Origin of the sequence: Fusobacterium varium (assembly GCA_021531615.1) — a bacterium.
Lineage (GTDB): Bacteria > Fusobacteriota > Fusobacteriia > Fusobacteriales > Fusobacteriaceae > Fusobacterium_A > Fusobacterium_A varium_C.
In genome coordinates this window covers 1-25,569 of sequence record JADYUE010000032.1, presented here as the reverse complement: position 1 = coordinate 25,569, position 25,569 = coordinate 1, and the positions used below count along the sequence as shown (strand labels likewise).

The window sequence follows — 25,569 nt, the reverse complement described above, 5'->3', positions numbered from 1 at the left end:
ATTTTATCATAGAAAGCTATTTAAAGCATTTATTATTTTAATTTACAGACTTTTTTTCACATTCTCTCTTCTTCTGGTGTTAATTTTAATCCAAGTACAACATTAACTACTAATTCTGCTCTATCACGATGAGTTTCTTCTGTACAATTTCTTTTGTAAAGAGCTAACTCTTTCCCTACTTTTTCTATAAATTTTTCATCTAATTTAAATTGGACATCATCAAGAGTATTACAAATCTCTCCAATAGCAAGTAATGCCATATCCTTATTTTGTTTCTCTAGCTTTAATATTTTCATTAATTTTTCTACTATTTTTTTCACTTCACTATCAGTACGTCCAGAGAATTTTCTACTAAAGCTTTTTCCAACAGCATATATATATGGATCAATTTCGACATTATCAATAGAGATATCCATAAATCTCTTAGCTAATATCTCATTATCTGGAGCTAATTTTCCAAGAGTTCTCACTATATTTACTATATAGTTTCTTGCACAAGGATCACTTATCAATTTTTCAAAAGTAGGAATACTTGAATAATCACCTATCTCTCCTATTGCTATAATAGCTTTAGTTATAGTATCTTTATTTAAGTTATTCATCATTGCATTAGTATTAATTGCACCTCTACAAGCTCTCATAAAAATTTCTTGTCCTTGTTTACTCATATGAGGAAATATATTTGCTCCTAAATCAAATAATATTCCTCTAAATATTTTAGAGTTATCTAAAGAGTTTAATTTTTCAAGTAAAAGTTTTTCAAAAGCCTCTTTATTGTTACAACCTTTAATTATAGATACTGTTTCTGAGATTTTAAATTTAGCATTAGTTTGTTTTTGTTTTAATTGTGGGTGCATAGCTCCTGCTCCCTTATGTTGTCTTTTAACAGTTTCCAATATCTCAGTATTAACTCTTAATGTTTCTATTTCTACAGCTGGATTTACATTATCATAGTTAGTAGTACCTATTTTTGTTGATTTTTCTTTAGTTTTATTAGAGTCTCCTGTGTCTATTGTAACTTCTATCTTCTCTTCTTTATCATTTCCCACATATCCACTTAAAGTAACTACTTTATTTTCATCTACATTAACTACTAGTGTTACAACAGTTCCTGGTGGATAACTTTTCTTTAAATTAATTACTCTATTGGCTATTTTTCTATTTGGTAAATTTGTAGTTTTTCCTCTTCCAAGATATATAGGTAATTCTATCTCATTTGTTCCAACTGGAAGTTGGAATGAATCTAATTCTATATCTCCAGTAGGTAATTTAGTTCCAGCTTTTACAAGTTTACGTACATACCCTTTTTCTAAACCAAGATTAATATCATCATTTACAATTACTGTTCCTAATTGTAGTAAAGTTGATTTTTTTGGAGTTTTAGTTACAACTTTTTCCTTTTCTTTCTCTTGTTCTCTCTCCCTAATACTATTTATTCCTAATTTCTCTAAACAATATTGATAGAATGATGCTCCTTTTGCCACAGCTAAATCAGGATCATTAACAGTTATTGGAGTTATTCCAAAGAACTTCTCTATTCTATCTTTAATTAAATAGAACTTTGTCATTCCTCCATTTAAGATAATAGCATCAACATCTGTTGAATAACCATTATCTTTAGCTTTAGCTAGAACATCTAGAATAGGATAAATAATATTATTTACATCTTTTTCTGAAGTTAAATTATCTATTCTTTTAATATCCTCTTTTTTCAAATGATTTCCCATTAAAGGAGATAATACAGTTTCAATCTCTCTTTTTCTTAAATAAGCTTCAAATTCTGCTCCTTTATAGATATCCATCTCAGAAATTTCAAACTCTTCATCATCTGAAATTTTTCCTCCTGCAAATTTACTATCAAATACTTTATCACTTAATTCTAATTTTAAATACTCAGCTCTACTCTCCATTATTTGAGTAAGTTCAGGAATATTTACCTCACTAGAACTCATTCCTGTATAATCTAAAAATTTCTTAACTAAATCTTTAGCTAAAAGCTGATCAAAATCATCTCCTCCTATTCTTGTATATCTTCCAACTGCTAATTCATCAATTATTGGAAAGTTCATTTTTTCACTATTACATACCTCATATAGAGCTACATCTAGTGTCCCCCCACCTAAATCAAATACCATAACATTTTTCTTTGTAGAAAAATCTATGACATTTTTAGGAATCTCTCCTAAAGAAACCATATTAGAAATATTATAGATAACAGCTTTAGTTTCATAAAGTAGCATATCTTTTTTATAGTTTCCATTTTCATCTTTTACATCTAATCCAGCTAATTCTGCAGCTTTCAATGTAGCATTACATTGATCTGAATCAAAAGAAGCTGGAATAGTTATTATTACATTTTTAGGTATATCAGATAAAGTAAGTTTATCTTTTGTACCTAACACTAAATGTTTTAAAATTGAAGCAGAAACCTCTTCAGGAAGTTTACTTCCAATTTTTTCATCTAAAGCTATTGGAGTTGTTTCCCCCATAAAATTTTTTGCTGATTTTATAACACTACCATATTTTTTCCCATATTGGTTTTTAGCAAAATCTCCAACTATTTCATGAATCTCCTTTGTTTTATTATCTACTTTATAATAAACTACTGAAGGAAGAGTCTTTTTTGACTCTGTCCCTCCTTCTTTTCCTCTTCTATTTGTTTTACAAATTTGAGTTCTTAATTTATCTTCTCCATCTAAATATCCATAGCATATCGCTGAGTTTGTTGTTCCTAAATCAATACCAAAATATAATTTATTTTCCATTACTCATCCACCTCTTCAACTTTTGGAATAGAAATTATTAGATCTTTATATTTATAACCAGGGGCAATTACCCTTAATTTTTTTACTTCATCATCTATGAACTCTTCCCCTACATAGTCCATTTCTGCTATATCTTCAGCTGTTCCTTCAAAAACTCTGTTGATCTCTTGCATAGGTGTTATCCCTTGATCTTTTATAAATTTAATTACTGATTTTATAAATATTAAAACTCTTTTGACTTCTTGAGGAATATCAAAATCTTTATCATTTTTTCTTATATCTTTTAATAACTCCTCTGTAAGTGGTATCTTATCTAGAAAATTTCCATATTTAGCTGAGTTTAAAGATACAAAAAAGTCTCTTATCTGTTCTGAAGCTATATTTTGAGTTTCCTCTTTTAGTTTTTCTGAAAGTTCATCTAAACTTTTTTGAATAAGTTTTAAACTACTTTTATATTGATCTCTCTCTAGTTTTATACTTTCTAAGCTCTCTTCAACTTCTTCTTCAACCTCTGCACTATCTTCTACTATCTGCTTAAAACTATCAATTAGCTCTGTTGTATCTTTTCTTCTTTTTCTAAGTCCAAGCAAACATCCAACTTCATATCTTATATTTGATACCATATGTCTAGCTGTAATATAATTTAAATTTTTTAAATTCATTTTATCTATATTCTTTAAATTTAAAGGGTTTTCTTGATTTCTACTAAGTGATATCATAATTCCCATTGGAATAAATTTTTGCATTCCCTTATTTTTTATCTCTTCTTTATCAAATGCATACTCTTCATATTTTTTTAAAAACTCTTTATAAGCTTCTATATCTCCATCTATCATCTTTAAAACTAACTCTGTTAATTCTTTTACTCTTCTTTTATATTCGCTCTTTCTCTCGTCATTATTTACTCCTGTCTTTTGAGAAATTCTACGTACTTGCTCTCTTTCAAACCCATTTACCATTTCTCTATCTAAATAATTCTTAGAATATAATTTTAACTCTTCATCATTAAAATTCTTATTTAAAATTCCTTGTACTCTTGAATCACTTAATGATGATAACTCTATTACAAGAGTCAGATATTTATTTGTTATCCAATTTTGTATCTCTTTACCATTTGTTAAGCCATTTTTTTCTAAATCAGTCGTTATTACATTTTTAATATTTTCTCCAAATTTTAACATCCATCTTCCTCCTCTTTAATATATATACTCTTTCTCATTAATTACATATTCACAATTCTCATATCCCTCTTTTTTCAACTCCTTTATTAAAATATCCTCTTTATTTTCTTTTCCCTGATAGTGAGTTATCAAAGTTTTTTTAGGTTTAAGTTTTAAAATCAACTCCTTTATTCCATCATATGTTTCATGTAAAGAATAGTTTAAATGCAGTTTACTAACTTTATCTAATCTTGTGCTTTTTTTCAATGTTATATAGATACCATTGTTTTTTAAGCTATTCTTTTCATTAAAAATCTCTATATATTCAAATTTTTTCCCCTCTTTTTCCTCAACTATTTTCAACATTTTAGCTATTGGTTCATCTACAAATATAGTTATTCCAAGTCTTTTAAAGTCAGTTTTTTCTAACTCATTATTTATTAGAATTGCTAATTCTAATCCATTACTTACTTGGTTTATCTCTATATTTAAATGGTTATATAGAAATATTCTTTTTATTAAGTTTATAACCCTGCTCTCTCCATTTCCCCATGTTGTTTCCCAAGTATCATCTTTTTTAAAAGCACTTGTACTATTTACTATTAATAGATCTAAATCTTCAATCTTTGGCAGGGAATATTTTTCAACTAAAGGAAAATCCCTATCTGAAAAATCTCCTGTATAAAGAATTTTCTTTCCATTTACTTCAAGTAGTGTCATTACAGCTCCAGGAATATGACCACTTTTATACAGTGTAAATGAATAGTTTTTTTTATCTATTCTTTTTTCAAGTGGATATGAGGTTAACATTCCTGTGGCTCTATCTACACAAATATCTTCATATAATGAATAGTTAGGTATTCCACTATGTTTTTTTAAAATGTTCAACTGTATTTCTGAAAACTTTTTAGTATATTCACTGCAAATAATCTCTTTATTTGTAGAAAGTTTAGATACTAATAAAGGTAGTCCTCCATTGTGATCATAGTGTGCATGAGATAAAAATATACAATCTATATCATTTAATGTATCTATCTCTTCTAACTTAGATAGCTCACTAAAACTAGGGTATCTTCTTTTATTTTCATATCTCATCCCTGCATCAAAAATAAAATTATTTCCATTACAATGAAGATAATAGCATGATGCTCCTATCTCATTTCCTCCACCTAAACTTATAAATTTATCTGACATTTTTTCTCCCCCCTTTGGACAACAATTTTATATCATTACAATTTACCAATTACAGTTGTAATTTTTACTTTTTTTGCTTTAATAGTAAAACCACTCTTTTTTTCTTATGTTTCATACAAAAATTTTATCATATATTTTTATATAAAAAAATCAAGTATCTATAAAAAATAAAAACTACTTTTTATAACTACTTGACTATATTATTTAATATATTACTATAAAAAAATAATGCAATTTTACATTTTTTAATATTATAGTATATCTTTTACTTTAATTTTTATTATAATTTTCAATTGCTTGAAGATAATGTTCTTTAAATTCATCTCTTAATTTTTCTGGCTCTAATATTGTGCATTCTTTTCCAAAAGAAAGAAAATATGCTTTAACTGCAAAATATGTACTGTTAAAAGTATATATATGTTTCTCTTCTCCTTCACATATTTGTTTTTCATATATAACTGCTCTCTCATCATCTTCTTTAACTTTGCATCCAGCTTCATTTAAATTACAAATTTTATTTAAATTAAAAGGTCTATTATGAAGAATAATCTCTAATCTCTTTTTTCCCTCTGAAGTTAATGCTAATTTTATTTTATTCTCTTCTCCATAGCTTACAACTCTATTATTTATCATCTCATTTGCTTTTGCTATGGTACTTTTTCCTACTAGATATAAAGAAGGGTTATCTATTTTTTCATCATCTACTATTTCAAATCTCTTTCCCTCTTTTAAATTTATTATATTAGAAATTCTAGTTGGAAATATTGCAAATTTTCCTGTTTCTTTTAATGTTACCTTATCTGTTATTTCACTATATCCTAATAAATATGAGTAATTTTCATTTTTAGAAGTAACTATTCCTAGTGGAACTATTTCTACTGGTTTATTTTCTAAAGTTTTTATATTTATTTTTAAACTTCTCTTTCTTAAATTTTTTTCTAAAAGTTGCTTTTCTATACTTTCAATTGTTTTATAATAAAGAATTTTTTCTCTTTCATACTGCTTTTTATTACAATACCATTCAAATATCTCTCTAAAAAATTTAGTAATATTTATTTTTTCTTCTTCAAGATCTAAAATATAATCTTCATAGTCTTTAAATGTATCTTTATTTAATCTAAAATTTAATTGGAAATACTCTTTTTCTTTGGTTACTTCAGCTTTTTTTAATTCATATATAATCTCAATAATATTTGCAATCTCTAATTTAGTTTTAATACTTCCTATCCTATTTTTTAAACTTTTCTTAATTTCCTCTTCTATCCCTGTAATTTCAAATTTTAAATAGTATGAAACTATTCTATTTATCATCTCATTTTTTGTTGAAATATTAAAATTTATCTTATCTGATTCTAAAATATCATTTATTTTAATATCCACTTTAACATTAAAGTTTTCAGTAATTAACATTTTCTCTATGCTCCTTTTTATTCATAATAAATTATATAAAAATAATTCTATTCTAATTCTACTCTTTTATTATACTACTTTTTTATATTAAAATATATTTAATAATTTCATTTTATTAACAATACTAATATCTTTTATTTTTAATAATTTATTTAAAATAAAAGTATTATTTATAATGCAATTTAACATTTTATTATTATATAATTTTAAAAAATATACTTTATATTTTCTAATATAAAGTAAAAGGGATTGATCTCTAATTTATAGAAATCAATCCCTTTTAAAATATTATCTCTTTTTTATTTCAGAAATATAGATCTTAGAATTTATTTTTTTAGCAAGAGCTAGTACCTTTTCACTATCCTCTTTTGATAGAATAAATCTTCTTCCTATCATACCCTTTCCAAAATGTAGTTCTACATTTAGTTTTGAAGTAATTGAATCAGTATGAATATTCTCTATCTCATTCCAACTCCATCTATTATGAAATTGAGCCCCACAAATAGTATAAAGAATATCTACTCCCTCTTGTGAAATTATATGTTTTCTATTTGAAAAAGTTGCAAAAATCATAATAACTCCAAAGGGTAAATAAAATAGATTGCGATTTGCAATTGAGCTATAAATAGTGTAGATAGCAAATATTATAACTGCAACTTTCACCCATAATTTTCGTTCTGGCATAATTCCATAATATTCCATCATATTTCCTCACTTTAAAATCTTAATATTTATAATGCTTTTACTCCTTCAGAATTTCTTATTTTAGCAAGAGCTTTCATAGCTTTTTCATATGCTTTTTCTGGAGCTTGAGCAGGTCCACGACCTTTCTTTAATTTACCAAATAAGTTTGTTCTTGATCCATCAGCATATAGAATATTTCCACCCCAACTTAAAGTAACAATAGCATAGATAGGATTTATTATATTCATAAAGCAATATGGTAGGTATGCAAGTGTTGGTACTCCAAGTACTGCTGCATGGTATGCTCCACATGATGACCACGGAACAAGTGGTGACCATAAAGTTCCACCATCTTCAAGAGTTCTTGAAAGCATATTTCTACCAAGTCCCATCTCATCATAATTATCTTTATACATTGATGCTGGAATTATCAATCCTAAATATTGGTCACACATAGTTGTAATACAGAATACCCCAGTTGCAATTGTAACAAGAACTAATTGGAATGGAGTTTTTACTTTCTTTATTAATCCACCAAGTAATGACTCTACTGAACCTATTTTTTGAAGTATTCCACCAAATGCAACAGCAACAATTACAAGGTTATTAGTCCAAAGCATGCTATCCATTCCACCTCTATTTACAAGTTTATAAAATAGAGCATTACTAGATTCAGCTTCATAACCATAATGAAGTATCTTAATACAATCAGCAATTCCAGTTCCTTGGAATATTATAGCAAATATACATCCAAGTAATGAAAGTAAAACTACTGAAGGAATAGCTGGCATTTTTATTACTGCTACTACTACTATCAGTAAAATAGGAATAAGTAGAATTGGACTCATATATGTATAATGATCTAATATTGCACTTGATAACTCAGTTGCTAATGAAGGATCATATGTTCCCACTTTTGAAAGTGAGAAGAATGTATATAAAATTACAGCTATAACTAAACTAGGAAAAGTTGTAGTTACCATAGCTGCCACATGATCAAAAAGTCCTGTTTGTGCAGAACCAGCAGCTAGATTTGTTGAGTCAGAAAGTGGTGAAAATTTATCTCCACAACATGCTCCAGAAAGAATAGCTCCTGCTATAAGTGCTGGATTCAATCCCATTGTTGTTCCTATTGCCATAAATGCAATTCCAAGTGTTGCTGTTACAGTCCAAGCCGATCCAAGAGCAATTCCAACAACTGCACAAAGAATTGTTACAAAAGGAAGAAATATAGCTGGTGTAAGAAGTTTTAATCCATAATATACAACTGCTGGAATAGTTCCACATGCTGTAAATGATCCTATTAAACATCCTACAAGAAGAATTATAATTATTGCTTCTAAAGATTGGTTAACAGCTTCAAGTCCTGCTGCAAGCATATCCTTGTAATCATATCCGCATAATTTTCCAATAATCATAGCAACTCCACATGAAAGAGTTACAGGAATATGTGGATCAAGTCCCCACCCTAAAGCATAGTTTGTAATCATCACTGTTAAAAGAAAAACAATTGGAATTATAGCCTCTACCTTATTAGGTAATCTAACCTTGCTACTTTCACTCATTAAAAATACCCCCCTAAAAATATAATTTATATAATTACATTTTTACTATATCACCTACTCCGTCAAAGAAGTGTCAATGATTAGAAATATTTTTATTTTTTTCAAACATTTTTTTCTAATTTCTTATTCTTTGTATTTATCCATATCTAAAAAAGCATTAGTTTCACTACCCCATGAATATTGTTCCATATACTCTCCATGATACAATTTTCTTCCCTCTTCTGCATTTTCAATCCATTTAAAATAATCACACTGAATACACTGTAAATTTGCAAGTCCAATTTTTCCTCTTTCACTATATATTATATTTCCACATCCTAAGCTATTTAAAACATCTTGTAAATCTTTTTTTAGCATTCTGTAATAAGAATCATGCCCATCATCTTCCCATAAATTTGCAATAACTTCCTTTGAACTGCACCTTGCTCCCTTTCTATGAACAAGATATGCTAGTAGTTCCTTAGTTTTTTCAAATTTAAATTTTACAGGATTTCCATCTATAAGTACTTCAAAATTTCCGAAACAAGTTATCTGTATTCTTTTCTCTTTCTCTGGGGATATATTTTCAGATACAGAATATCTAAGATTTTCAAGTGCATGTTGTATTTGCTCTACATTTGCTGGTTTCATAATATAATCACTTGCATCTAATTTAAAAGCTTCACCCATATAGTTTGAATATCCTGTTACAAATATTATATTAATTTTTGAATGTAATTTTTTAAGTTCATTTGCAAACTCTATCCCATTTAATCCTGGCATCTGTATATCAATAAAACATACATCAAAAGATTCTTTAATAATCTCTAAAGCTTTAATAGGATTATTTATTACTATTACTTTTGCTTTTTCATCAACTTCTTTTATTAATGTTGCTAAATATTCTCCTGCAAGTACCTCATCGTCCAATACTAAGTATTTCACGTCTTTTTCCACTCTCCAATCTCATATATTTTTTCTTTCCAGGAATAATAATCTTTACAACTGTTCCTATCCCTATAAAACTTGTAATTTCAAGCTCTGCATCAACAATAGTTTTCAATCTCTCCTTTACATTTTGTATTCCCACATGGGTTCTACCATCATTTAATGCTTTTCCCATCTCAAATCCTATTCCATTATCTGAAATTGTTATTATATGATCTTTTCCTTTTTTCTCTGTAGAAATCTTTATAGTTCCACCTTCAACTTTATTACAAATTCCATGTTTTACTGCATTCTCTACTATTGGTTGCAGAGTAAGGGTTGGCATGTTAAAATCATCTGTTTTTATATCATATTCAACTTTTACTCTGTCACCAAATCTTAGTTTTTCTATATCAAGATATATATTTGTATGTTCCAATTCTTTAGAAAAAAGCTGAGTATCATTTTTGCCCATATTATGCATATTTTCTCTCAAGTATTTAGAAAATTTTATTGTTGTTTCCTCTGCTAATTTTGGATTTATTCTACAAAGAGCTGTTATAGTATTCAATGTATTATAAAGAAAATGAGGTTGTATCTGTGAAAGCATCAAGGACATTCTTTGCTCTTTTAATTTTATCTCCTTCTCCTCATTTATTTGTTGAGAGATTTGTACATGTACTACAAGATAGTAAAATAAAAAAATTACAGCATAAGTATGGTTCATTATTCCTATTTTTCCCCCTATGGCATCTATAATGTTTGCACTCATCAACCACAGTATAGCAAAAAAAGCTGAAAGAGGATTTACTTTTGTATTTCTATAAAATTTTAAATCTAATACAAAGAGCAAAATAATCCAATATATCCAATTAGTAACAATATAACCATATTTCCAAAGTTCACTTCCAAAACTATTTAAAATATCAAAAGAAAATAACCTATTATTTAAAATTAAACTACAATAAAATAGAAAGTTTAAGATTGCTGGAATATAAATAAGTTTATTTTTAGGCTTCATTACACTTACTACTATCCCCATAATCAAAGGTTTTAATGAATAATAAATCAATTTTAATATTATAAAATTTTTTCCTATTAAAACTTGATTTTTATGATAATCTAAGTAAAATTCTATTATTGATAGAATTAAAAGAAGAGACATATTAATAACAAGTTGCCTTTTTAAAAATCTATCTACTGCTGACTTCATAGAGGCTACAAAAAATGTACCAATTACCATTGCAATAAATATATAATTCTCAATAAGATAACTTTGTAAATATGTCTCCTTCATAACATCCACCTCTTAACTAACTATTTTTTCTAAATTTAATTTTTTATTGTTTTTTTATATTTTTAAGAGTGTTCTAATAAAATTATTTTATTTGAATATAGTATATCATAAAAACAAAAAAGTCGTTTCATTAATTTGAAACGACTATCTATTCTTAAAATATTTAATTTAGCCAAATGGCGCACCTAAGAGGAATCGAACCCCTAACCTTCTGATCCGTAGTCAGACGCTCTATCCAATTGAGCTATAGGTGCAATTTTATATAAAAAAAAGGTAGTTAACCTACCTATTATTATCAAATGGCGGTGAAGGAGAGATTTGAACTCTCGGTACCGTTTATAGGTACTCTCCCTTAGCAGGGGAGTGCATTAGGCCACTCTGCCACTTCACCATCATATCTGGCGGAAGATCAGAGATTCGAACTCTGAAGTCTTGCGACGCCGGTTTTCAAGACCGGTTCCTTACCAATTAGGATAACCTTCCACGCATTAAATATAATATCATACCTCATCTTTTTTGTCAACAAGGAATTTTCACTTTTTTACTCAAATCAGAAAATAATTGTTCCTACTAAAACAATTAAAGTCCCTACAACAAGAGTTATATAATCCCAAATACTCACACTTAATTTTATGTATTCACTTCTATTTCCTCTTGAATTAAATCCCTTTGATTCCATAGCCATCGCTATACTTTCAGATGATCTTACAGCTGTTACAAGCATAGGAAGCATAAAAATATTTTTTTCAACTCCTCTTGCTCTATATGCAAATCTCATATTTTGATACTCTTGCTTAACAATAGGAATAAAACTATATGCAGCTAATATTCCATAAGCAAAGTTTCTTGGTAGTTTAAATTGTTGATTTAAGCTTAAAATAAATAATCTAGGATCTGTTGTAAATACAAAAAATAAACCGATACTAGCAAAAGCCATTATTCTCATTGCTAGTTGCATTCCAGTTTCAGCATCTCCTATTACAACTACTATCTTAGTAAGAGAGGTTACATCTGTACTTTCACCACTATGTAGAAAGCCTGTAAAAAATACCCCCACTGCTAAAAATATAACTGGTAAAAAAGCCAGAATTATCTTTTTTATACTAACTTTATTAATTAACATCAACAAAATCATAACTAGAAAAATTCCAAAGTTAAAATAATAATTGTACTCAAAAGAGAGTATTAAAGAGATTAAAAATAGTGTTAATCCCTTATAAGCAGGGTTTAATTTTAACATTTTTATCTCACTCTCCTTAACTCTTTTTCTTCAGTAACTTCATAAATAGAGTCTGAATATTCATACACTAAGTTTCTATCATGAGATACAATTATTATCGTCAATCCCTCATTAGCCCTTTTCTTTAAAAACTCCATTATCTCTCTACTTGTTCTATTATCCTGTCCATAAGTTGGTTCATCACATAAAAGTATCTTTTGATCTCCTGCTAACATAGATAGTACTGCCACTTTTCTTTGTTGTCCTTGGCTCAAAGAAAAAGGAGAATAATTTCTATACTCATAAAGATTAAATTGTTTCAATAACTCTTCAGCTTTTTCTAATAATTTTTTCTCATCTTTTTCATTTTGCTTCATACTAAAAATCAATTCATCTATTACTTTATAAGTAATAAATTGATTTTGAGGATTTTGAAAAACTATTCCTATATTTTTCAATATCTCCTTTGTTTTCCATTTTTTTATATCTTTACCTAAAAATTTAATAGTTCCATTTTTTATCTTTGTTAATCTAGCAATATTCAATAAAAGAGAACTTTTACCTGCTCCACTTTTACCAATTAAAGAGATAATTTCTCCTTCTTTAGCTATTAAAGAACAGTTTTCCAATAAATTTTTCTCTCCATACCCTATTGAAATATTTTCTAATTCTAACACAACTTCTTTATCTTTTAGACTCTCTCTGTTTTCTTTAATTTCCTCACTATCTTCAAGTTCAAAATATGAAGTATCATCTAAAAATTTACAACCTTTTCCTAAATATAAAAACTCATAATCTATATCTTTCCATAAACTAATTCTATGATCTATGGCTATAATTGTAGTTTTACTCTCTTCATTTAATCTTTTTAATTTTTTTATTATCTCTTGGCTACTTTCATAATCTACATTAGCAAATGGTTCATCCAATATAATTATCTTAGGAGAGATAGCTAAAATAATTGCTAATGCAACTTTTTGCTTTTCTCCCCCTGACAATGAAGAAAGATTTCTATCTTTTAAATATAAAATATCCATCTCAGTTAATACTCTATCTACTAACTCATCCATCTTTTCAACTGGACACTCTATATTCTCAAGACAAAAAATAATCTCATCCTTTACTTTTTCCATACAAAATTGAGCATCAGAATTTTGAAACATCATCATAATATCTTTTACTCTCTCATTTGGTAAGTATTCTGACATATCTCTATTTAAAAGCAATACCTTACCTTTTGACATTACCCCTTTATGTTCAGGATAAAGCCCTGATAAAATATATGCTAACGTACTTTTTCCACAACCTGAAAACCCAGAGATAAGATAGACTTTTCCCTCTAAAAAATCATAAGAAAACCCATCAATTATATTGTTTTTAGAATTTATCTGATATTTAAATTCTATATCTTCACAACTTAAAACTTTTTTCATAGATTAATCTTCCATACTATTTTGATTTCCTAATGTATAACTACTTAAAGCACCTGTTTTTGCTAATTTATCTGCTGCTATTTTACAGATTATCCCTGCAAAAATAATTGAACTAATAGCTCTTACAACAAACATTCCCACTAACATTGTAGCTGAGTATTTTACAAATCCACCTCTTACAAATCCCCATATGAAACTAGTTACACATGCAGCAAATGCAGCTAAACACATATTTTTCATAGTATAGTTTTTATACTTATCTTTAGCAAAAATAATTTCAGGTCCTGCCCCTTGAATTATTCCTGATAATATAACTATTGGTCCAAACATATTACCCATAATAACTTCAATTACTGCTGATAAAACTTCTGCTATAATAGCTACTCCTGATCTTTGAACTATATATGGAACAAAAGTTGCTGCCATAAACCATACTCCAAATAATATTTCATAGGCAAATGGAGCTAATCCCAATGGAGCTAAAATTGTAGCTATAAAGTTAGCTAAATATACTGCTCCTAAATATATAAATGAAAATATTACTGAAAATAAACATACCATTATTACATCTTTTAACTTCCAATTAAACATTTTTTCCTCCTAATTCTATTCCTTTGTTGGACTATTTACTGATATTGTTACTTGTAAAATATAGTGTGATAGATTAGCTTCACCATATTCAAATATATCTTCTAAAGTTTTAAATACATCATGTACATCTCCTTCAAGAATAGAAACATAGTGAGAACTTTTTGAAAATACCCCATTTTCTTTAGCTTTCATAACTGCATGAGCTATATGCTCCATATAGTCATTTTCTCCCATAGGATAGAATGATATTTTACTTACAACATTGAATTTTTGATCTTTAATTAAATTTTCATTTAATTTTATATCATCTACTTCCATAAAAGAATCTGCATCAGTATCTCCAGGACACCCTTTTGAAAAAGTTGCTTCCAATGCCATATGAACATTTTCTCTGTAAGCATTTATAAATAATCCCTTTACACTGTCAAAAACATGTACTCTTTTTCCTCTGACACAAGTACTTAGTTTGTCTGTTGCTTTCCAAACTTTTGACATATCAGTTTTTGAAAGAGCTCCTAAAATTATTTCTACAAAATTATCTGCCATTGGATATAGAGAAAATCTACATCCTGAAACTCCTTTACTAGCTCCTCCAATACACCATAAACAATCTTTTAATCCCATAAAAAAACCTCCTTTTAATTTCACAAAAGGAGGCATAAAAAGTCTTTCTTAATTATTACTCCTTTCGTCGGCATTATCCGAATCAAGTCCTTTGGGTTCAGGTAAAATACCTATCTCAGCTATTGCACCCCAGTAATTTTTTCAATTTATCAACTTTATTATAATATCACTATTAACTTTTTCTGTCTATAAAAAATTTATCTTTTACTAAAAAATTGTTAAGTTTAATTCATTTGAAAGATCTTCCAACAGTGTCACTCCTGCTATTGAATTTCCTTTCTTATCCAACGAAGGTCCATATACTCCTATTCCCATTTTTCCTGGTACTACTGAAAGAATTCCTCCACCTACACCACTTTTTGAAGGTATTCCTGCTCTCACTGCAAACTCTCCAGAACTATCATACATTCCACAAGTCACCATTAAAGTTTTTACAATAGTAGCTATTCTTTGGTTTATTACCTCTTCTCCTGTGCTTAATTTTCCATTATTAGCTAAAAAAAGCCCCATTCTTGCTAATGTTTTTGCAGTTACCTCAATAGAACATTGTTTAAAATAAACATCTAAAGCATCCTCTACATTTCCCTCTATTATTCCATCTCCTTTTAGAAAATATCCCATTGCTCTATTTCTATTTCCTGTTTCTGATTCCCCACAATAGATCTTATAATTTACATCAAGAGTTTCATCTTCAGATATTTTTCTAAAAAACTCCAATAATCTTTGAAATTTATCTCTAGCATCCTTTCCCTTTATCATTGAAGAAATAGCTATTGCTCCTGCATTTATAAGAGGATTATAAGGCTTTTTCTCCCCTGAAGTTTCTAATTTAGTGATGGAATTAAATGGATCTCCAGTAGGCTCCATTCCCACTTTTGAAAATACATACTCTTCTCCATTATCAAGGATTGCCAGCATCAGAGCTACTATTTTTGATATACTTTGAATTGTAAATTTTATATCATAATCTCCTGAAAAATATTCATTTCCTTCATTGTCTATGATATAGATACCTAAAGCATCTTTTCTAGCTTTATCTAGTTCTGGTATATAATTTGCAACTGTACCTAATTTTGTTTCTGGAATATTCTTCTCTATTAACTTATCAAGTAGCTCTTTCATAAAATATCTCTCCTTACTAGCTTTATTATTCTATTATAATCATAAACTTATTCTTCATATATTGTCAATAGATAACTTCTATTTTTTTTGCTTTTAAAGAATAAAAAAGGTTGCTCAAATTGATAATCTAAACTATCAATCTGCAACAACCTTTTTAAACTTTTAATCTCTCTTTTAATTTTTCCAATCCTTCATTATCTGTTTTTGAAATATAAAATATTTCCTCTACTCCAGATTCTTTTAATATCTCCTCAGCTCTACTACAATCACTAACTTTATCTATCTTAGTAATTACCCCTATTACGTCTTTTCCTAAAAATATCGATTTAAAGTTAGGTGGAAAGAAATTACCTTCATCATCTGCACTTTGAACAAATATAATTTTCTCTGCCTCTGCTGCTGTTACTAATAAAGCTCTAAAAAAGAATTTGTTTTCAATATATTCTCCTGGAGTATCGATTATATTATTCTCATAAGAGACTGCTTGTGTCTTTGCATAAACGACATCTTGCTCATTTAATCTCTGTGTCAATGTAGTCTTACCACACCCTATTTTTCCTAATAACATAACTTTCATAACTATCAAGACCTTGTAAATTTAGATACTGAGAATTGAAGAGTATTTTCTAAAAAGCTTAACACACTTTTTAATGAATTCTCTACACTAGAAACATCTCCATTAATAACTAATGTTCCTGTAAACCTATCTAAAAATCCTATCTCTACATTTCCAGCTTTTGTTGCCACATCTCCAGCTATTATAGCTGTTTCACCAGGAGTTAATGTTAAAATTCCTATTGCTTTTGTCACTTCAGAATTTAATCCAACTTTTTTACATAATTCTTTGTTAGGATGTGCAATTAAATGTGCAAGTGTGACTTGTTTCCCGGGAACATATTCTTGTATTATTCTATTTTTTTCTTCCATATTTACCACCACCTTATTATACTTTATTTTATTATATTAATATAAAAAGTCAAATTATTGTCATTCAGAATTTTAAAAATTTTTTAAGTTTTTTATAAAAAATAGTTGCATAAAATTTTACTTTGTGATATATTGTTTTCTATACAAAAACATATGTTTACATTTTAAAGACACAGGAGATGAAAATTAAATGAAAAATTTATACGAAAATTGGATAAAAATAAGCCTTATTAAAAGAATAATAATTGGTCTTATAGTTGGAATTATATTAGTTTTAGTTGCACCTGAAAAAGCAAGTGGTATTATAATATTAGGAGATCTTTTTGTTGGAGCTTTAAAAGCGATTGCACCTATATTAGTTTTTGTGTTAGTAATGGCAGCAGTTTTACAACATAAAAAAGGTCAAAAATCAAATATGAAATTAATTATATTTTTATATCTTTTAGGAACTTTTCTTGCAGCTAGTGTTGCAGTAGCTGGATCTTTCCTTTTCCCAGTAGATCTTATTTTAAAAGCTGGAGAAAGTAGCATAGCTCCACCTGAAAATATTGCTGGTGTATTAAAAGCTCTATTTATGAACCTTGTTGAAAATCCAGTAAAAGCTCTTTTACAAGGTAACTATATTGGAATCTTATTTTGGAGTGCATTATTTGGATTCTTTTTAAGAGAAAGTTCTGAAAATACTAAAAAAATAGTTTTAGACGTTTCAGATGTTATTTTAAAAACTGTTAAAACTATTATAGAATTTGCTCCATTTGGAATAATGGGATTGATTTTTAACTCACTACGTACTAGTGGTTTTGCAAGTTTACTTATCTATGGAAAATTAATTTTACTTCTTTTAGGTTGTATGGGATTTGTTACTTTCGTTATCAATCCAATAGTTACTTACTTCTATATTAGACAAAATCCTTATCCTCTAATTATGAGATGTCTTAAAGATAGTGGACTTACTGCTTTTTTTACTAGAAGTTCAGCTGCTAATATTCCAGTAAATATGAATCTATGTGAAAGTTTAGGACTTGATAAAGAAGTTTACTCTGTTTCTATTCCATTAGGAGCTACAATTAATATGGGTGGAGCTGCTATCACTATTTCAATATTTGCTCTTAGTGCTGCTCACACTTTAAATATCCATGTTGATATTTTCTCAGCTCTTTTACTTAGTGTTCTATCAGCAATTAGTGCTTGTGGAGCATCTGGAGTTGCTGGTGGATCTCTACTTCTTGTCCCTCTAGCTTGTAGCTTATTTGGTATCCCTAATGATATAGCTATGCAAGTAGTTGGAGTTGGATTTATTATTGGAGTTATTCAAGATTCTTGCGAAACTGCTTTAAACTCATCTACTGACGTTTTATTTACTTGTGTTGCTGAGTTTGCTAACTGGAGAAAAGAGGGTAAAGCAATTGTTGTAGAAAGAGCTTAATCTTTTTAAAGGGTTTTGTGATATAATATAAAAAAACTGATTTTTAAGGAGACTACTATGAAAATTCTTTTTATAGATACAGAAACTGGTGGTTTATCACAAAACTCTGCTCTTATTCAACTTTCAGGTATAGTTCAAATTGGAAAAAATGAGGCTGAAGTTTTTAACTTCTATGTTAAACCTTTTCCAAATTCTGAGGTTACAGATGAAGCATTAGCTATTCAAAACAGAACTAGAGAAGAGATTGAAACTTTTGAAGATGAAGAGATTGTTTTTCAAAAATTTATATCTATCTTGAATAAATATATTGATAAGTATGATAAAAATGATAAATTTATATTAGCTGGATACAATATAAATTTTGATAAAGATGTTGTATATAGATTTTTTAAAAGAAATGGAAATAATTTTTTCTTTAGCTATGTTCAAGGTATTAGTTTGGATCCTCTATATATGATTGCACCTTTACAACTTTTAAATAAACTTCCTGTGTTAGATAATAATAAATTAAAAACTTGGTGTGATTATTTTAATATTCCTTTAATTAATCATGATTCTTTAGAAGATGTTAAAGCTACAAAAAAATTAACAAAAGAACTAATGCTTTTAATGAAAAAATAGAAGAGAATTGCTCTCTTCTATTTTTATTATCTATTATCTACTTTTTCAGGATATAAATCATGGTTAGCCATACGATTAAAAGCTACCTCTTCCCACTTAGTTCCTTTTTTTCCATAGTTACAATATGGGTCAATTGAAATTCCACCTCTTGGAGTAAATTTTCCCCAAACTTCTATATATTTAGGATCCATTAATTTTATAAGATCTTTCATTATTATATTGATACAATCTTCATGAAAATCTCCATGATTTCTAAAACTAAAAAGATATAGCTTCAAAGATTTACTCTCTACCATTTTAATATTTGGCACATAAGATATAACTATATTTGCAAAATCTGGTTGCCCTGTGATTGGACATAAACTTGTAAACTCTGGACAATTAAATTTTACAAAATAATCATTTTCTGGATGCTTATTATCAAAAGTTTCTAAAAGTTCTGGAGCATAATCTTGTGGATATTTTACCCCTTGATTTCCTAAAAGTGTTAAATTATCTAATTCTCTCATCTATCTTCCCTCTCTTATTTTTACTAATGGATCTACTGCACCATTTAATTCAAAAGCTTTTTCTCTATCTATACAAGTTCCACACTCACCACATGAATACTCTTTTCCCTCATAACAACTCCAAGTTAATTCATATGGTACTTTTAATTCAAGACCTTTTTTTACTATATCCTTTTTATGAAGATTTACAAAAGGAGCCTCAACTTTTAATTTCTTTCCACTTCCTTCATATATAGCTAAATTTATAGCATCATTAAATTCCTTGCTACAATCTGGGTATGCACTTCCTGCTGCATCATCACTGTGAGCTCCATATAATATTAAATCACAATCTTTTGAAAGTGCTATACTTGCTGCTGTGGATAAAAATAATCCATTTCTAAAAGGAACATATGTAGAAACTGTTTCCCCTTTTGTCTCTTCTAATTGCTCAGCATAACTACTATGTGGAATCTCATCTTTAGAATGAGAAAGTAAAGAACAGTTACTATATGCAAATATTTTTACTAAATCAATCTCTATAAGTTCAATATTATAGTAATTAGCTATATCTCTAGCTGCTTTTAACTCTTTAGTATGTTTTTGCCCATATAAAGCACTTAAAGCAACAACATTTTCCTTTCCATATCTATCTATTGCCATAGCTAAACAGGTAGTACTATCTATTCCACCACTTAATAAAACTAAAGCTCTCATTTTTCCTCCTATATTCTATTGTATAACTTATTTTGTAACATAAAATTATCTTTAAATTTCCCTTCAAATATTGCAGTTTCTGTAATACTATTATTTTTCTTTATTCCCCTCATTGTCATACAACTATGTTTTCCCTTTATTAAAATTGCTATATCTTCAGAGTTTGTTACTTTCTTCATTATATAAGCTATATCTTTTCCTATTCTCTCTTGAAGTTGTAATCTTTTGCTTACCATATCACATATCCTAGCTATCTTACTTAGTCCTATTACCTTTCCTTTAGGTAGATAGGCTACTGTTACACTCATATCATACATCAAAGCTAAATGGTGTTCACAACAGCTAAAAATATCTATATCTCTAACTACTACAATATTATCATTATCAGTTAATATATCCTCTTCAAAAGTTTTATTAAACATCTCTGCTATCTCATCATTACTATAATTTATCCCTTCAAATATCTCCTCATACATCTTAGCTACTCTAGTTGGAGTTTCCTTTAATCCTTCTCTTTCTGGATCCTCTCCTAAAGCTATCAGCAAGCCTTTTATATGGTGTTTAATTGCTTCTATATCCATTTTTACACCCCTTTTGCTTCTGGATCCCAGATTATTTTATGTATTTGAAGTTGCATATTTACTCCATTCATCTTGTACTTTTTCATAAAATCTACTATTGATGAAAACTCTATTTTTCCAAATACTGGACTTATATATACAGCACATTTTCCCACAAGAAAATATTTTTCAATAATCTCTCTAGCCTTTTCCAAATCATCAATATCTCCAACTACAAATTTTACTGTGTCTTTCTCAGTTAAATATTGAAAATTATCAAGATCCATATATTTTTCCATATTGCTACTAGGAAGTTTATAATCCATTGTAAAAGATGGTGGATTTTTAATCTCACTAAATCTTTTCAAATTTACACTTCCATTTGTCTCTATCTCAACATTTAATTCTAAATTTTTACTTAACTTTTTTAAAAACTCTCCAATATTTTCTTGCAGCAGAGGTTCTCCCCCTGTAATAGTTATATTTTTTATTCCACTCTCTATAACTTTATTATATAACTCCTCTAAACTCATAAGAGTATATGGTGAAGTATCACTATTAGCCCATTTAGTATCACAGTAACTACAATTTAAGTTACATTTTTGAAATCTTATAAACAGTGCCAATTGCCCTGCCTTTTTTCCCTCTCCATTGATACTTTCAAAAATTTCTACAACTTTATAATTAAACATCCTATATCATCTCGCTATATGTAGCACAATTATTTGGAGTTTCATATACAAATATATTTTTTACTAAAAATCCTTTATCTTTAAAATAATTATAAAAATATTTAGCAAAATTTTCAGCAGTGGGTCTAAACTCCACTTCAATTATTCTAAATCCATCCTCTTTTAAAACATTTAAAGTAAGTTCTCTCATACTATCTTTCTCAATAATAAGAGCATGATCATAATAATCTGCTAATTCTTTTAAATATTTTTTCAAATCTCCAAAATCTACTAACATTCCTCTACAACTTCCACTCTCTTGAAGCTCTTCTCCATAAATTTCTACTTTTATAGTCCAACGATGTCCATGAATATTTCTACACTTTCCCTCATATTGAGCTAAAAAATGTGCACTATCAAAACTTGCTTCACTTATTAATGTATACATAATTTTCTCCTTAAATAAAAAAAGACAGACTCCACCTAGTCTATCTTTCTCAATTTATCCAAAAAATTGCAATAAAAAAATAGCCCTAGTTTTGTTTATAGACAGGATGGTACAAATGAACTGTCTTTTCTTCTATTTTTTTTCTAATTCTAACATCTATAAATATTTATGTCAAGAAAAAAAGAACTCAATTATATGAGTTCTTTCTTACCTAATTATAATGCGTTTTTTGCAGTTTCAGCTAATTTTGCAAATTCAGCTGCATTGTTTAAAGCGATATCTGCTAAAACTTTTCTATCTAATACGATTCCAGCTTTCTTTAATCCGTTCATTAAAGTTGAATATGTTAATCCATTTAATCTAGCTGCTGTATTGATTCTGATGATCCATAGAGATCTCATTCTTCTCTTAGTTACTTTTCTATCTCTTGTTGAATAAGCTGCTGCTCTCATTGTAGCTTGTTTAGCTTGTTTTATAACGTCACCAGATGCACCTCTGAATCCTTTTGCTGCTCTTAAAACTTTTTTATGTTTTCTTCTTCTAACTATTCCAGTCTTAACTCTCATTTTTTCCTCCTAATTATAATTCACAAAAATTTGAAATTGATTGGTTATTATCTTCCAACTCCATATGGAAGTAATCCTTGCATATGTCTTTTTAAAGTTTCGCTAACAACTAAATCTTTTTTAAGGTTATTTTTTCTTTTTCTATCTTTCTTAGTTAAGATATGGCTTTTTCCTGAGTGTTTAACGATAAATTTTCCTGTTCCTGTAACTTTTATTCTTTTTCTTGCTCCTCTATGAGTCTTCATTTTTGGCATAATAATACCCTCCTCTCAAATCTATAAATATTTATTTAACTTATTAACTTTTCTTAGGTGTTAATAGTATGTATTTTTGTTTTTCATTATATTTTTTATCTACTTCAGCTGTTTCAGCAAACTTTTCAGCTATCTCATCTAATGTATCTACTCCAAGTGTAGCATGCATCTTTTCCCTTCCAAATAGAACTAAAGTAACTTTTACTTTATTTTCTTTTGCTAAGAATTTTTCGATTTGTCCAACTTTAGTTTCTAAATCGTGAGTATCAATTCTTGCTGTTACTTTTACTTCTTTAACTACTACTTGCTTTTGATTTTTCTTAGCTTCTTTAGCCTTTCTAGTTTGTTCATATCTGTATTTTCCAAAATCCATTATTTTACATACAGGTGGTTTTGCAGTTGCAGCTATCTCAACTAAGTCTAGGTCCTCTTGTCTTGCTAGCTCTAATGCTTCATTTGCAGACATAACTCCTAATTGTTCACCTGTTGAAGAGATAATTCTAAATTCTCTTCCTTTTATTTTTTCGTTGATTCTAATTTTGTCAGAAATATTCAACACCTCCATCAGTTACACAATAAAAAAACAGGACAATATACGCCCTGTTATTACACAAATTTTAAAAATAGAGGATTAATAATCTCGTACTCTATTAAAATTTTATCAACCTTATGCAAGCCATAACCCATAAGGTGAGAAACAGGCGTTTCTACTTTATCCAACTTATTTAATTACCTATTTATTATATCATAATATTCAATAAAGTCAAGGACTTTTTATTGTAATACCTTTTTTCTTCTTTCTAAATGTTTATTAAAAATAAAGTAAAAAACTGTTGTTGAAGCTATTGCTCCCAAAATATCACTTACTGGTTGAGCATAAAAAGCTGATCTTGCCTCAAAGATAGCTGGTAAAAAGAAAGTACTTCCCATATATATCATCTTTCTAAACATAGATAGAGAGAAGGCTGTTTTTATTCTTCCAACAGCAGTAAATCCATCTACAAAACAATATTGGAAAGATAGAGGAATTATTCCCCATACACTTGCTTTTATTCCCCATCTTGCTACCTCTGCTAAATTTACTTCATCAGTAAATAGTGAGATAAAATATGGTGATATAAACGGTGTTAATATAAACATTGTAGTTGTTAACACCAAAGCAAAAATAACTATATATTTCTCTGCCTTTTTTACTCTTTCAATCTGTCTTGCACCATAGTTAAAACTTAAAAGTGGTTGTGTTCCTCCTGAAAGTCCAATAAGTGGACCTGTAATAAGTAATAGATAACTTTGAATTATAGTTGCTCCAGATACTAATAGATCTCCTTGAGTTATTCCACCATATTTTTGTAACATAGCATTTAAAGCTATTAAAATAATACTATCAGTTGTTAAGATAAAAAATGGTGAAAATCCAAATTTTATTATATCTTGAACGATTTCAAATGAATATCCTTTAAATGTAATAGGAATTTTTATTTTTTTACTTGTTAAAAATCTAAAAGCAAAGGCAAAAGATGTAATTTGAGCAATTACTGTTGCCCAAGCTGCTCCGGCAACTCCCATTTCTAAACCAAAAATAAAAACTGTATCTAGTAAAATATTTACTAATGCTCCAATTATAACAGTTAGCATTCCTATCATTGCAAACCCTTGGCAAGTTATAAAAAAGTTTAATCCTATTGCCATTAAAGCAAAAAAACTTCCTAGAGTATAAATTGTTAAATAGGTATTTGCATAAGGAAAAGTTACTGTACTAGCACCAAACATCATTATTAATTTATCCTTTAACAATAAAAATATTATAGTTAAAGTTATTGAGATTACTGAAAGAGCCAAAAAACTATTGGCTAGTACAAATCTAGCCTTTTTAAATCTCCTCTCCCCCATTTTTATAGACATAATTATTGACCCACCAAGTCCAACAAGAGTTCCAAAAGATGAAAGAAAAGTTACAATAGGTCCACACACTCCAACTCCTGCTAATGCAAGTCCACCAATCTCTGGAATATGCCCTATATACATTCTATCTACTATACTATACAGTAAATTTACTAATTGAGCTAACATTGTTGGTATTGCTAATTTAAATACTAAACCTAAAACTGAATCTTTTCCTAAATTATTTGATAGTTTCATATATTTTTTTAAAGAAAATTTCTCTTTAAATTTCCTCCTTTTCATCTATATTTTACTTTTACAATTCAATTAAAGTATAACATATTTTACAATTTTGAGAAATAAAATTCTTAATTATTATTTTCTTGAAAAAATGGAGCAATATACAATATAATAATATATATATTCTTATAATATGGTGATTTTATGAAAAAATATGAAGTAGATATGTGTAATGGACCTCTTTTTAAACAGATAGTTATTTTTGCTATCCCCTTAATATTTTCTGAAGCTTTACAACTTCTTTTTAATGCTGCTGATACTGTAGTAGTTGGTAAGTTTGCTGGTGAAGAAGCCCTTGCAGCAGTTGGATCTACAAGCTCTCTAATAAATCTTCTTCTAAATCTAGTTATTGGATTATCTATGGGAGCTGGAGTTGTTGTAGCTAAAAACTATGGATCAAAAGATAAAAAAAGTGTACAAGAAAGTGTGCATACCTCTATTGCTACTGCAATAATATCAGGAATTATTATGCTTTTTATTGGACTTTTTTTAACTAAGCCTTTGCTCCGTATGATGAAAACTCCTGAAGAGATTATTAACCTTTCATCTCTATATATGCAAATATATTTTTTAGGAATGCCTGCAAATATGCTTTATAACTTCGGTGCCTCAATTTTAAGAGCTGCTGGAGATACCAGACGTCCTCTATTTATTCTCTCTTTTGCAGGAGTTATGGCTCTTTGTCAAATAGTGTTGGTGGAAAAAACAAATAAATTTTCAAGTAACTCCAGTGATTTTCG

The 25,569-nt window shown here is 28.2% G+C and carries 27 protein-coding genes, 3 tRNA genes and 1 riboswitch; of the genes, 3 read left to right on the top strand and 27 right to left on the bottom strand.

The features are described from left to right. Positions 1–56 precede the first annotated feature (56 nt). The 18 genes from I6E31_09545 to I6E31_09460 form a co-directional block, all read right to left on the bottom strand. Positions 57–2,765, bottom strand: a complete 2,709-nt coding sequence (locus tag I6E31_09545; GenBank protein MCF2640207.1) for an Hsp70 family protein — start codon at positions 2,763–2,765, stop codon at positions 57–59. Beyond that, positions 2,765–3,946: a hypothetical protein gene (locus I6E31_09540; protein MCF2640206.1), complete on the bottom strand. Its 1,182-nt coding sequence runs from the start codon at positions 3,944–3,946 to the stop codon at positions 2,765–2,767. The genes I6E31_09545 and I6E31_09540 overlap by 1 nt, the downstream gene beginning before the upstream one ends. A gap of 15 nt (positions 3,947–3,961) precedes the next feature. Beyond that, the gene (locus I6E31_09535; protein ID MCF2640205.1) at positions 3,962–5,119 is read right to left on the bottom strand and encodes an MBL fold metallo-hydrolase; all 1,158 of its coding nucleotides are present in this window, start codon (positions 5,117–5,119) and stop codon (positions 3,962–3,964) included. A gap of 270 nt (positions 5,120–5,389) precedes the next feature. Beyond that, positions 5,390–6,529 (bottom strand): WYL domain-containing protein, encoded by a 1,140-nt coding sequence (locus I6E31_09530; GenBank protein ID MCF2640204.1) that lies wholly within the window; start codon positions 6,527–6,529, stop codon positions 5,390–5,392. Between the two features lie 288 nt (positions 6,530–6,817). Further along, positions 6,818–7,234 (bottom strand): hypothetical protein, encoded by a 417-nt coding sequence (locus I6E31_09525; GenBank protein MCF2640203.1) that lies wholly within the window; start codon positions 7,232–7,234, stop codon positions 6,818–6,820. A gap of 26 nt (positions 7,235–7,260) precedes the next feature. Continuing rightward, positions 7,261–8,778 carry a Na+/H+ antiporter NhaC gene (gene nhaC, locus I6E31_09520; GenBank protein ID MCF2640202.1) on the bottom strand — a complete coding sequence of 506 codons (1,518 nt, stop codon included), beginning with the start codon at positions 8,776–8,778 and terminating at the stop codon, positions 7,261–7,263. Between the two features lie 123 nt (positions 8,779–8,901). After that, positions 8,902–9,702, bottom strand: a complete 801-nt coding sequence (locus tag I6E31_09515) for a response regulator (GenBank protein ID MCF2640201.1) — start codon at positions 9,700–9,702, stop codon at positions 8,902–8,904. Next, positions 9,677–10,981 carry a histidine kinase gene (locus I6E31_09510; GenBank protein MCF2640200.1) on the bottom strand — a complete coding sequence of 435 codons (1,305 nt, stop codon included), beginning with the start codon at positions 10,979–10,981 and terminating at the stop codon, positions 9,677–9,679. Before I6E31_09510 ends, I6E31_09515 begins: the two co-directional genes overlap by 26 nt. A gap of 177 nt (positions 10,982–11,158) precedes the next feature. Further along, positions 11,159–11,235, bottom strand: a tRNA-Arg gene (locus tag I6E31_09505). 46 nt (positions 11,236–11,281) lie between these two features. Continuing rightward, positions 11,282–11,372: transfer RNA gene (locus tag I6E31_09500), tRNA-Ser, on the bottom strand. A gap of 8 nt (positions 11,373–11,380) precedes the next feature. Beyond that, positions 11,381–11,464: transfer RNA gene (locus I6E31_09495), tRNA-Ser, on the bottom strand. Positions 11,465–11,531: 67 nt separating this feature from the next. Continuing rightward, positions 11,532–12,221 (bottom strand): energy-coupling factor transporter transmembrane protein EcfT, encoded by a 690-nt coding sequence (locus tag I6E31_09490; protein ID MCF2640199.1) that lies wholly within the window; start codon positions 12,219–12,221, stop codon positions 11,532–11,534. Positions 12,222–12,223: 2 nt separating this feature from the next. Beyond that, positions 12,224–13,633 (bottom strand): ABC transporter ATP-binding protein, encoded by a 1,410-nt coding sequence (locus tag I6E31_09485; GenBank protein ID MCF2640198.1) that lies wholly within the window; start codon positions 13,631–13,633, stop codon positions 12,224–12,226. A gap of 3 nt (positions 13,634–13,636) precedes the next feature. Continuing rightward, complete coding sequence (locus tag I6E31_09480) at positions 13,637–14,224, bottom strand: ECF transporter S component (protein ID MCF2640197.1); 588 nt, start codon at positions 14,222–14,224, stop codon at positions 13,637–13,639. Between the two features lie 15 nt (positions 14,225–14,239). Further along, on the bottom strand, positions 14,240–14,848 hold the full coding sequence (locus I6E31_09475) for a thiamine-binding protein (protein ID MCF2640196.1): 609 nt from the start codon (positions 14,846–14,848) through the stop codon (positions 14,240–14,242). Positions 14,849–14,890: 42 nt separating this feature from the next. Continuing rightward, positions 14,891–14,990, bottom strand: a riboswitch (TPP riboswitch). Between the two features lie 65 nt (positions 14,991–15,055). Then, complete coding sequence (gene glsA, locus I6E31_09470) at positions 15,056–15,970, bottom strand: glutaminase A (protein MCF2640195.1); 915 nt, start codon at positions 15,968–15,970, stop codon at positions 15,056–15,058. Between the two features lie 154 nt (positions 15,971–16,124). Beyond that, positions 16,125–16,547: a EutP/PduV family microcompartment system protein gene (gene eutP / locus I6E31_09465; protein ID MCF2640194.1), complete on the bottom strand. Its 423-nt coding sequence runs from the start codon at positions 16,545–16,547 to the stop codon at positions 16,125–16,127. 5 nt (positions 16,548–16,552) lie between these two features. Then, positions 16,553–16,897, bottom strand: coding sequence for a BMC domain-containing protein (locus I6E31_09460; GenBank protein ID MCF2640193.1), 345 nt, complete (start codon positions 16,895–16,897; stop codon positions 16,553–16,555). Positions 16,898–17,087: 190 nt separating this feature from the next. On the opposite strand from I6E31_09460, the gene sstT reads away from it, so the two are divergent. Together sstT and I6E31_09450 are read left to right on the top strand one after the other, a co-directional pair. Next, a complete protein-coding gene (gene sstT, locus I6E31_09455; GenBank protein ID MCF2640192.1) occupies positions 17,088–18,323 on the top strand; it encodes a serine/threonine transporter SstT in 1,236 nt (411 codons plus the stop codon). A 57-nt stretch (positions 18,324–18,380) separates the two neighbouring features. Next, positions 18,381–18,944: a 3'-5' exonuclease gene (locus tag I6E31_09450; protein MCF2640191.1), complete on the top strand. Its 564-nt coding sequence runs from the start codon at positions 18,381–18,383 to the stop codon at positions 18,942–18,944. A gap of 26 nt (positions 18,945–18,970) precedes the next feature. Here I6E31_09450 and queF read toward each other — a convergent pair whose 3' ends face one another. The 9 genes from queF to I6E31_09405 all read right to left on the bottom strand — a co-directional run bounded on the left by queF (position 18,971) and on the right by I6E31_09405 (position 24,787). Then, positions 18,971–19,453, bottom strand: a complete 483-nt coding sequence (queF, locus tag I6E31_09445) for an NADPH-dependent 7-cyano-7-deazaguanine reductase QueF (protein ID MCF2640190.1) — start codon at positions 19,451–19,453, stop codon at positions 18,971–18,973. Next, the gene (gene queC, locus I6E31_09440; GenBank protein MCF2640189.1) at positions 19,454–20,149 is read right to left on the bottom strand and encodes a 7-cyano-7-deazaguanine synthase QueC; all 696 of its coding nucleotides are present in this window, start codon (positions 20,147–20,149) and stop codon (positions 19,454–19,456) included. 8 nt (positions 20,150–20,157) lie between these two features. Next, positions 20,158–20,730, bottom strand: coding sequence for a GTP cyclohydrolase I FolE (gene folE / locus I6E31_09435; protein MCF2640188.1), 573 nt, complete (start codon positions 20,728–20,730; stop codon positions 20,158–20,160). Between the two features lie 2 nt (positions 20,731–20,732). Then, positions 20,733–21,401 (bottom strand): putative 7-carboxy-7-deazaguanine synthase QueE, encoded by a 669-nt coding sequence (gene queE, locus I6E31_09430; protein MCF2640187.1) that lies wholly within the window; start codon positions 21,399–21,401, stop codon positions 20,733–20,735. A 1-nt stretch (position 21,402) separates the two neighbouring features. Continuing rightward, positions 21,403–21,828 carry a 6-carboxytetrahydropterin synthase QueD gene (gene queD / locus I6E31_09425; GenBank protein ID MCF2640186.1) on the bottom strand — a complete coding sequence of 142 codons (426 nt, stop codon included), beginning with the start codon at positions 21,826–21,828 and terminating at the stop codon, positions 21,403–21,405. 215 nt (positions 21,829–22,043) lie between these two features. Then, a complete protein-coding gene (gene rplT, locus I6E31_09420; GenBank protein ID MCF2640185.1) occupies positions 22,044–22,394 on the bottom strand; it encodes a 50S ribosomal protein L20 in 351 nt (116 codons plus the stop codon). A gap of 47 nt (positions 22,395–22,441) precedes the next feature. After that, a complete protein-coding gene (gene rpmI, locus I6E31_09415; GenBank protein ID MCF2640184.1) occupies positions 22,442–22,648 on the bottom strand; it encodes a 50S ribosomal protein L35 in 207 nt (68 codons plus the stop codon). 43 nt (positions 22,649–22,691) lie between these two features. Next, positions 22,692–23,213 (bottom strand): translation initiation factor IF-3, encoded by a 522-nt coding sequence (locus tag I6E31_09410; GenBank protein ID MCF2640183.1) that lies wholly within the window; start codon positions 23,211–23,213, stop codon positions 22,692–22,694. Positions 23,214–23,422: 209 nt separating this feature from the next. Next, the gene (locus I6E31_09405; protein MCF2640182.1) at positions 23,423–24,787 is read right to left on the bottom strand and encodes an MATE family efflux transporter; all 1,365 of its coding nucleotides are present in this window, start codon (positions 24,785–24,787) and stop codon (positions 23,423–23,425) included. A 186-nt stretch (positions 24,788–24,973) separates the two neighbouring features. Here I6E31_09405 and I6E31_09400 point away from each other — a divergent pair. Continuing rightward, a partial coding sequence (locus tag I6E31_09400; GenBank protein MCF2640181.1) for a hypothetical protein occupies positions 24,974–25,569 on the top strand: 596 nt, incomplete at its 3' end.

Excerpts from the sequence above, each read along its gene's own strand:
- I6E31_09545 (MCF2640207.1), bottom strand. The coding sequence starts at position 2,765 with ATGGAAAATAAATTATATTTTGGTATTGATTTAGGAACAACAAACTCA.
- I6E31_09540 (MCF2640206.1), bottom strand. The coding sequence starts at position 3,946 with ATGTTAAAATTTGGAGAAAATATTAAAAATGTAATAACGACTGATTTA.
- I6E31_09535 (MCF2640205.1), bottom strand. The coding sequence starts at position 5,119 with ATGTCAGATAAATTTATAAGTTTAGGTGGAGGAAATGAGATAGGAGCA.
- I6E31_09530 (MCF2640204.1), bottom strand. The coding sequence starts at position 6,529 with ATGTTAATTACTGAAAACTTTAATGTTAAAGTGGATATTAAAATAAAT.
- I6E31_09525 (MCF2640203.1), bottom strand. The coding sequence starts at position 7,234 with ATGATGGAATATTATGGAATTATGCCAGAACGAAAATTATGGGTGAAA.
- nhaC (MCF2640202.1), bottom strand. The coding sequence starts at position 8,778 with ATGAGTGAAAGTAGCAAGGTTAGATTACCTAATAAGGTAGAGGCTATA.
- I6E31_09510 (MCF2640200.1), bottom strand. The coding sequence starts at position 10,981 with ATGAAGGAGACATATTTACAAAGTTATCTTATTGAGAATTATATATTT.
- I6E31_09490 (MCF2640199.1), bottom strand. The coding sequence starts at position 12,221 with ATGTTAAAATTAAACCCTGCTTATAAGGGATTAACACTATTTTTAATC.
- I6E31_09485 (MCF2640198.1), bottom strand. The coding sequence starts at position 13,633 with ATGAAAAAAGTTTTAAGTTGTGAAGATATAGAATTTAAATATCAGATA.
- I6E31_09480 (MCF2640197.1), bottom strand. The coding sequence starts at position 14,224 with ATGTTTAATTGGAAGTTAAAAGATGTAATAATGGTATGTTTATTTTCA.
- I6E31_09475 (MCF2640196.1), bottom strand. The coding sequence starts at position 14,848 with ATGGGATTAAAAGATTGTTTATGGTGTATTGGAGGAGCTAGTAAAGGA.
- glsA (MCF2640195.1), bottom strand. The coding sequence starts at position 15,970 with ATGAAAGAGCTACTTGATAAGTTAATAGAGAAGAATATTCCAGAAACA.
- eutP (MCF2640194.1), bottom strand. The coding sequence starts at position 16,547 with ATGAAAGTTATGTTATTAGGAAAAATAGGGTGTGGTAAGACTACATTG.
- I6E31_09460 (MCF2640193.1), bottom strand. The coding sequence starts at position 16,897 with ATGGAAGAAAAAAATAGAATAATACAAGAATATGTTCCCGGGAAACAA.
- sstT (MCF2640192.1), top strand. The coding sequence starts at position 17,088 with ATGAAAAATTTATACGAAAATTGGATAAAAATAAGCCTTATTAAAAGA.
- I6E31_09450 (MCF2640191.1), top strand. The coding sequence starts at position 18,381 with ATGAAAATTCTTTTTATAGATACAGAAACTGGTGGTTTATCACAAAAC.
- queF (MCF2640190.1), bottom strand. The coding sequence starts at position 19,453 with ATGAGAGAATTAGATAATTTAACACTTTTAGGAAATCAAGGGGTAAAA.
- queC (MCF2640189.1), bottom strand. The coding sequence starts at position 20,149 with ATGAGAGCTTTAGTTTTATTAAGTGGTGGAATAGATAGTACTACCTGT.
- folE (MCF2640188.1), bottom strand. The coding sequence starts at position 20,730 with ATGGATATAGAAGCAATTAAACACCATATAAAAGGCTTGCTGATAGCT.
- queE (MCF2640187.1), bottom strand. The coding sequence starts at position 21,401 with ATGTTTAATTATAAAGTTGTAGAAATTTTTGAAAGTATCAATGGAGAG.
- queD (MCF2640186.1), bottom strand. The coding sequence starts at position 21,828 with ATGTATACATTAATAAGTGAAGCAAGTTTTGATAGTGCACATTTTTTA.
- rplT (MCF2640185.1), bottom strand. The coding sequence starts at position 22,394 with ATGAGAGTTAAGACTGGAATAGTTAGAAGAAGAAAACATAAAAAAGTT.
- rpmI (MCF2640184.1), bottom strand. The coding sequence starts at position 22,648 with ATGCCAAAAATGAAGACTCATAGAGGAGCAAGAAAAAGAATAAAAGTT.
- I6E31_09410 (MCF2640183.1), bottom strand. The coding sequence starts at position 23,213 with ATGGAGGTGTTGAATATTTCTGACAAAATTAGAATCAACGAAAAAATA.
- I6E31_09405 (MCF2640182.1), bottom strand. The coding sequence starts at position 24,787 with ATGAAACTATCAAATAATTTAGGAAAAGATTCAGTTTTAGGTTTAGTA.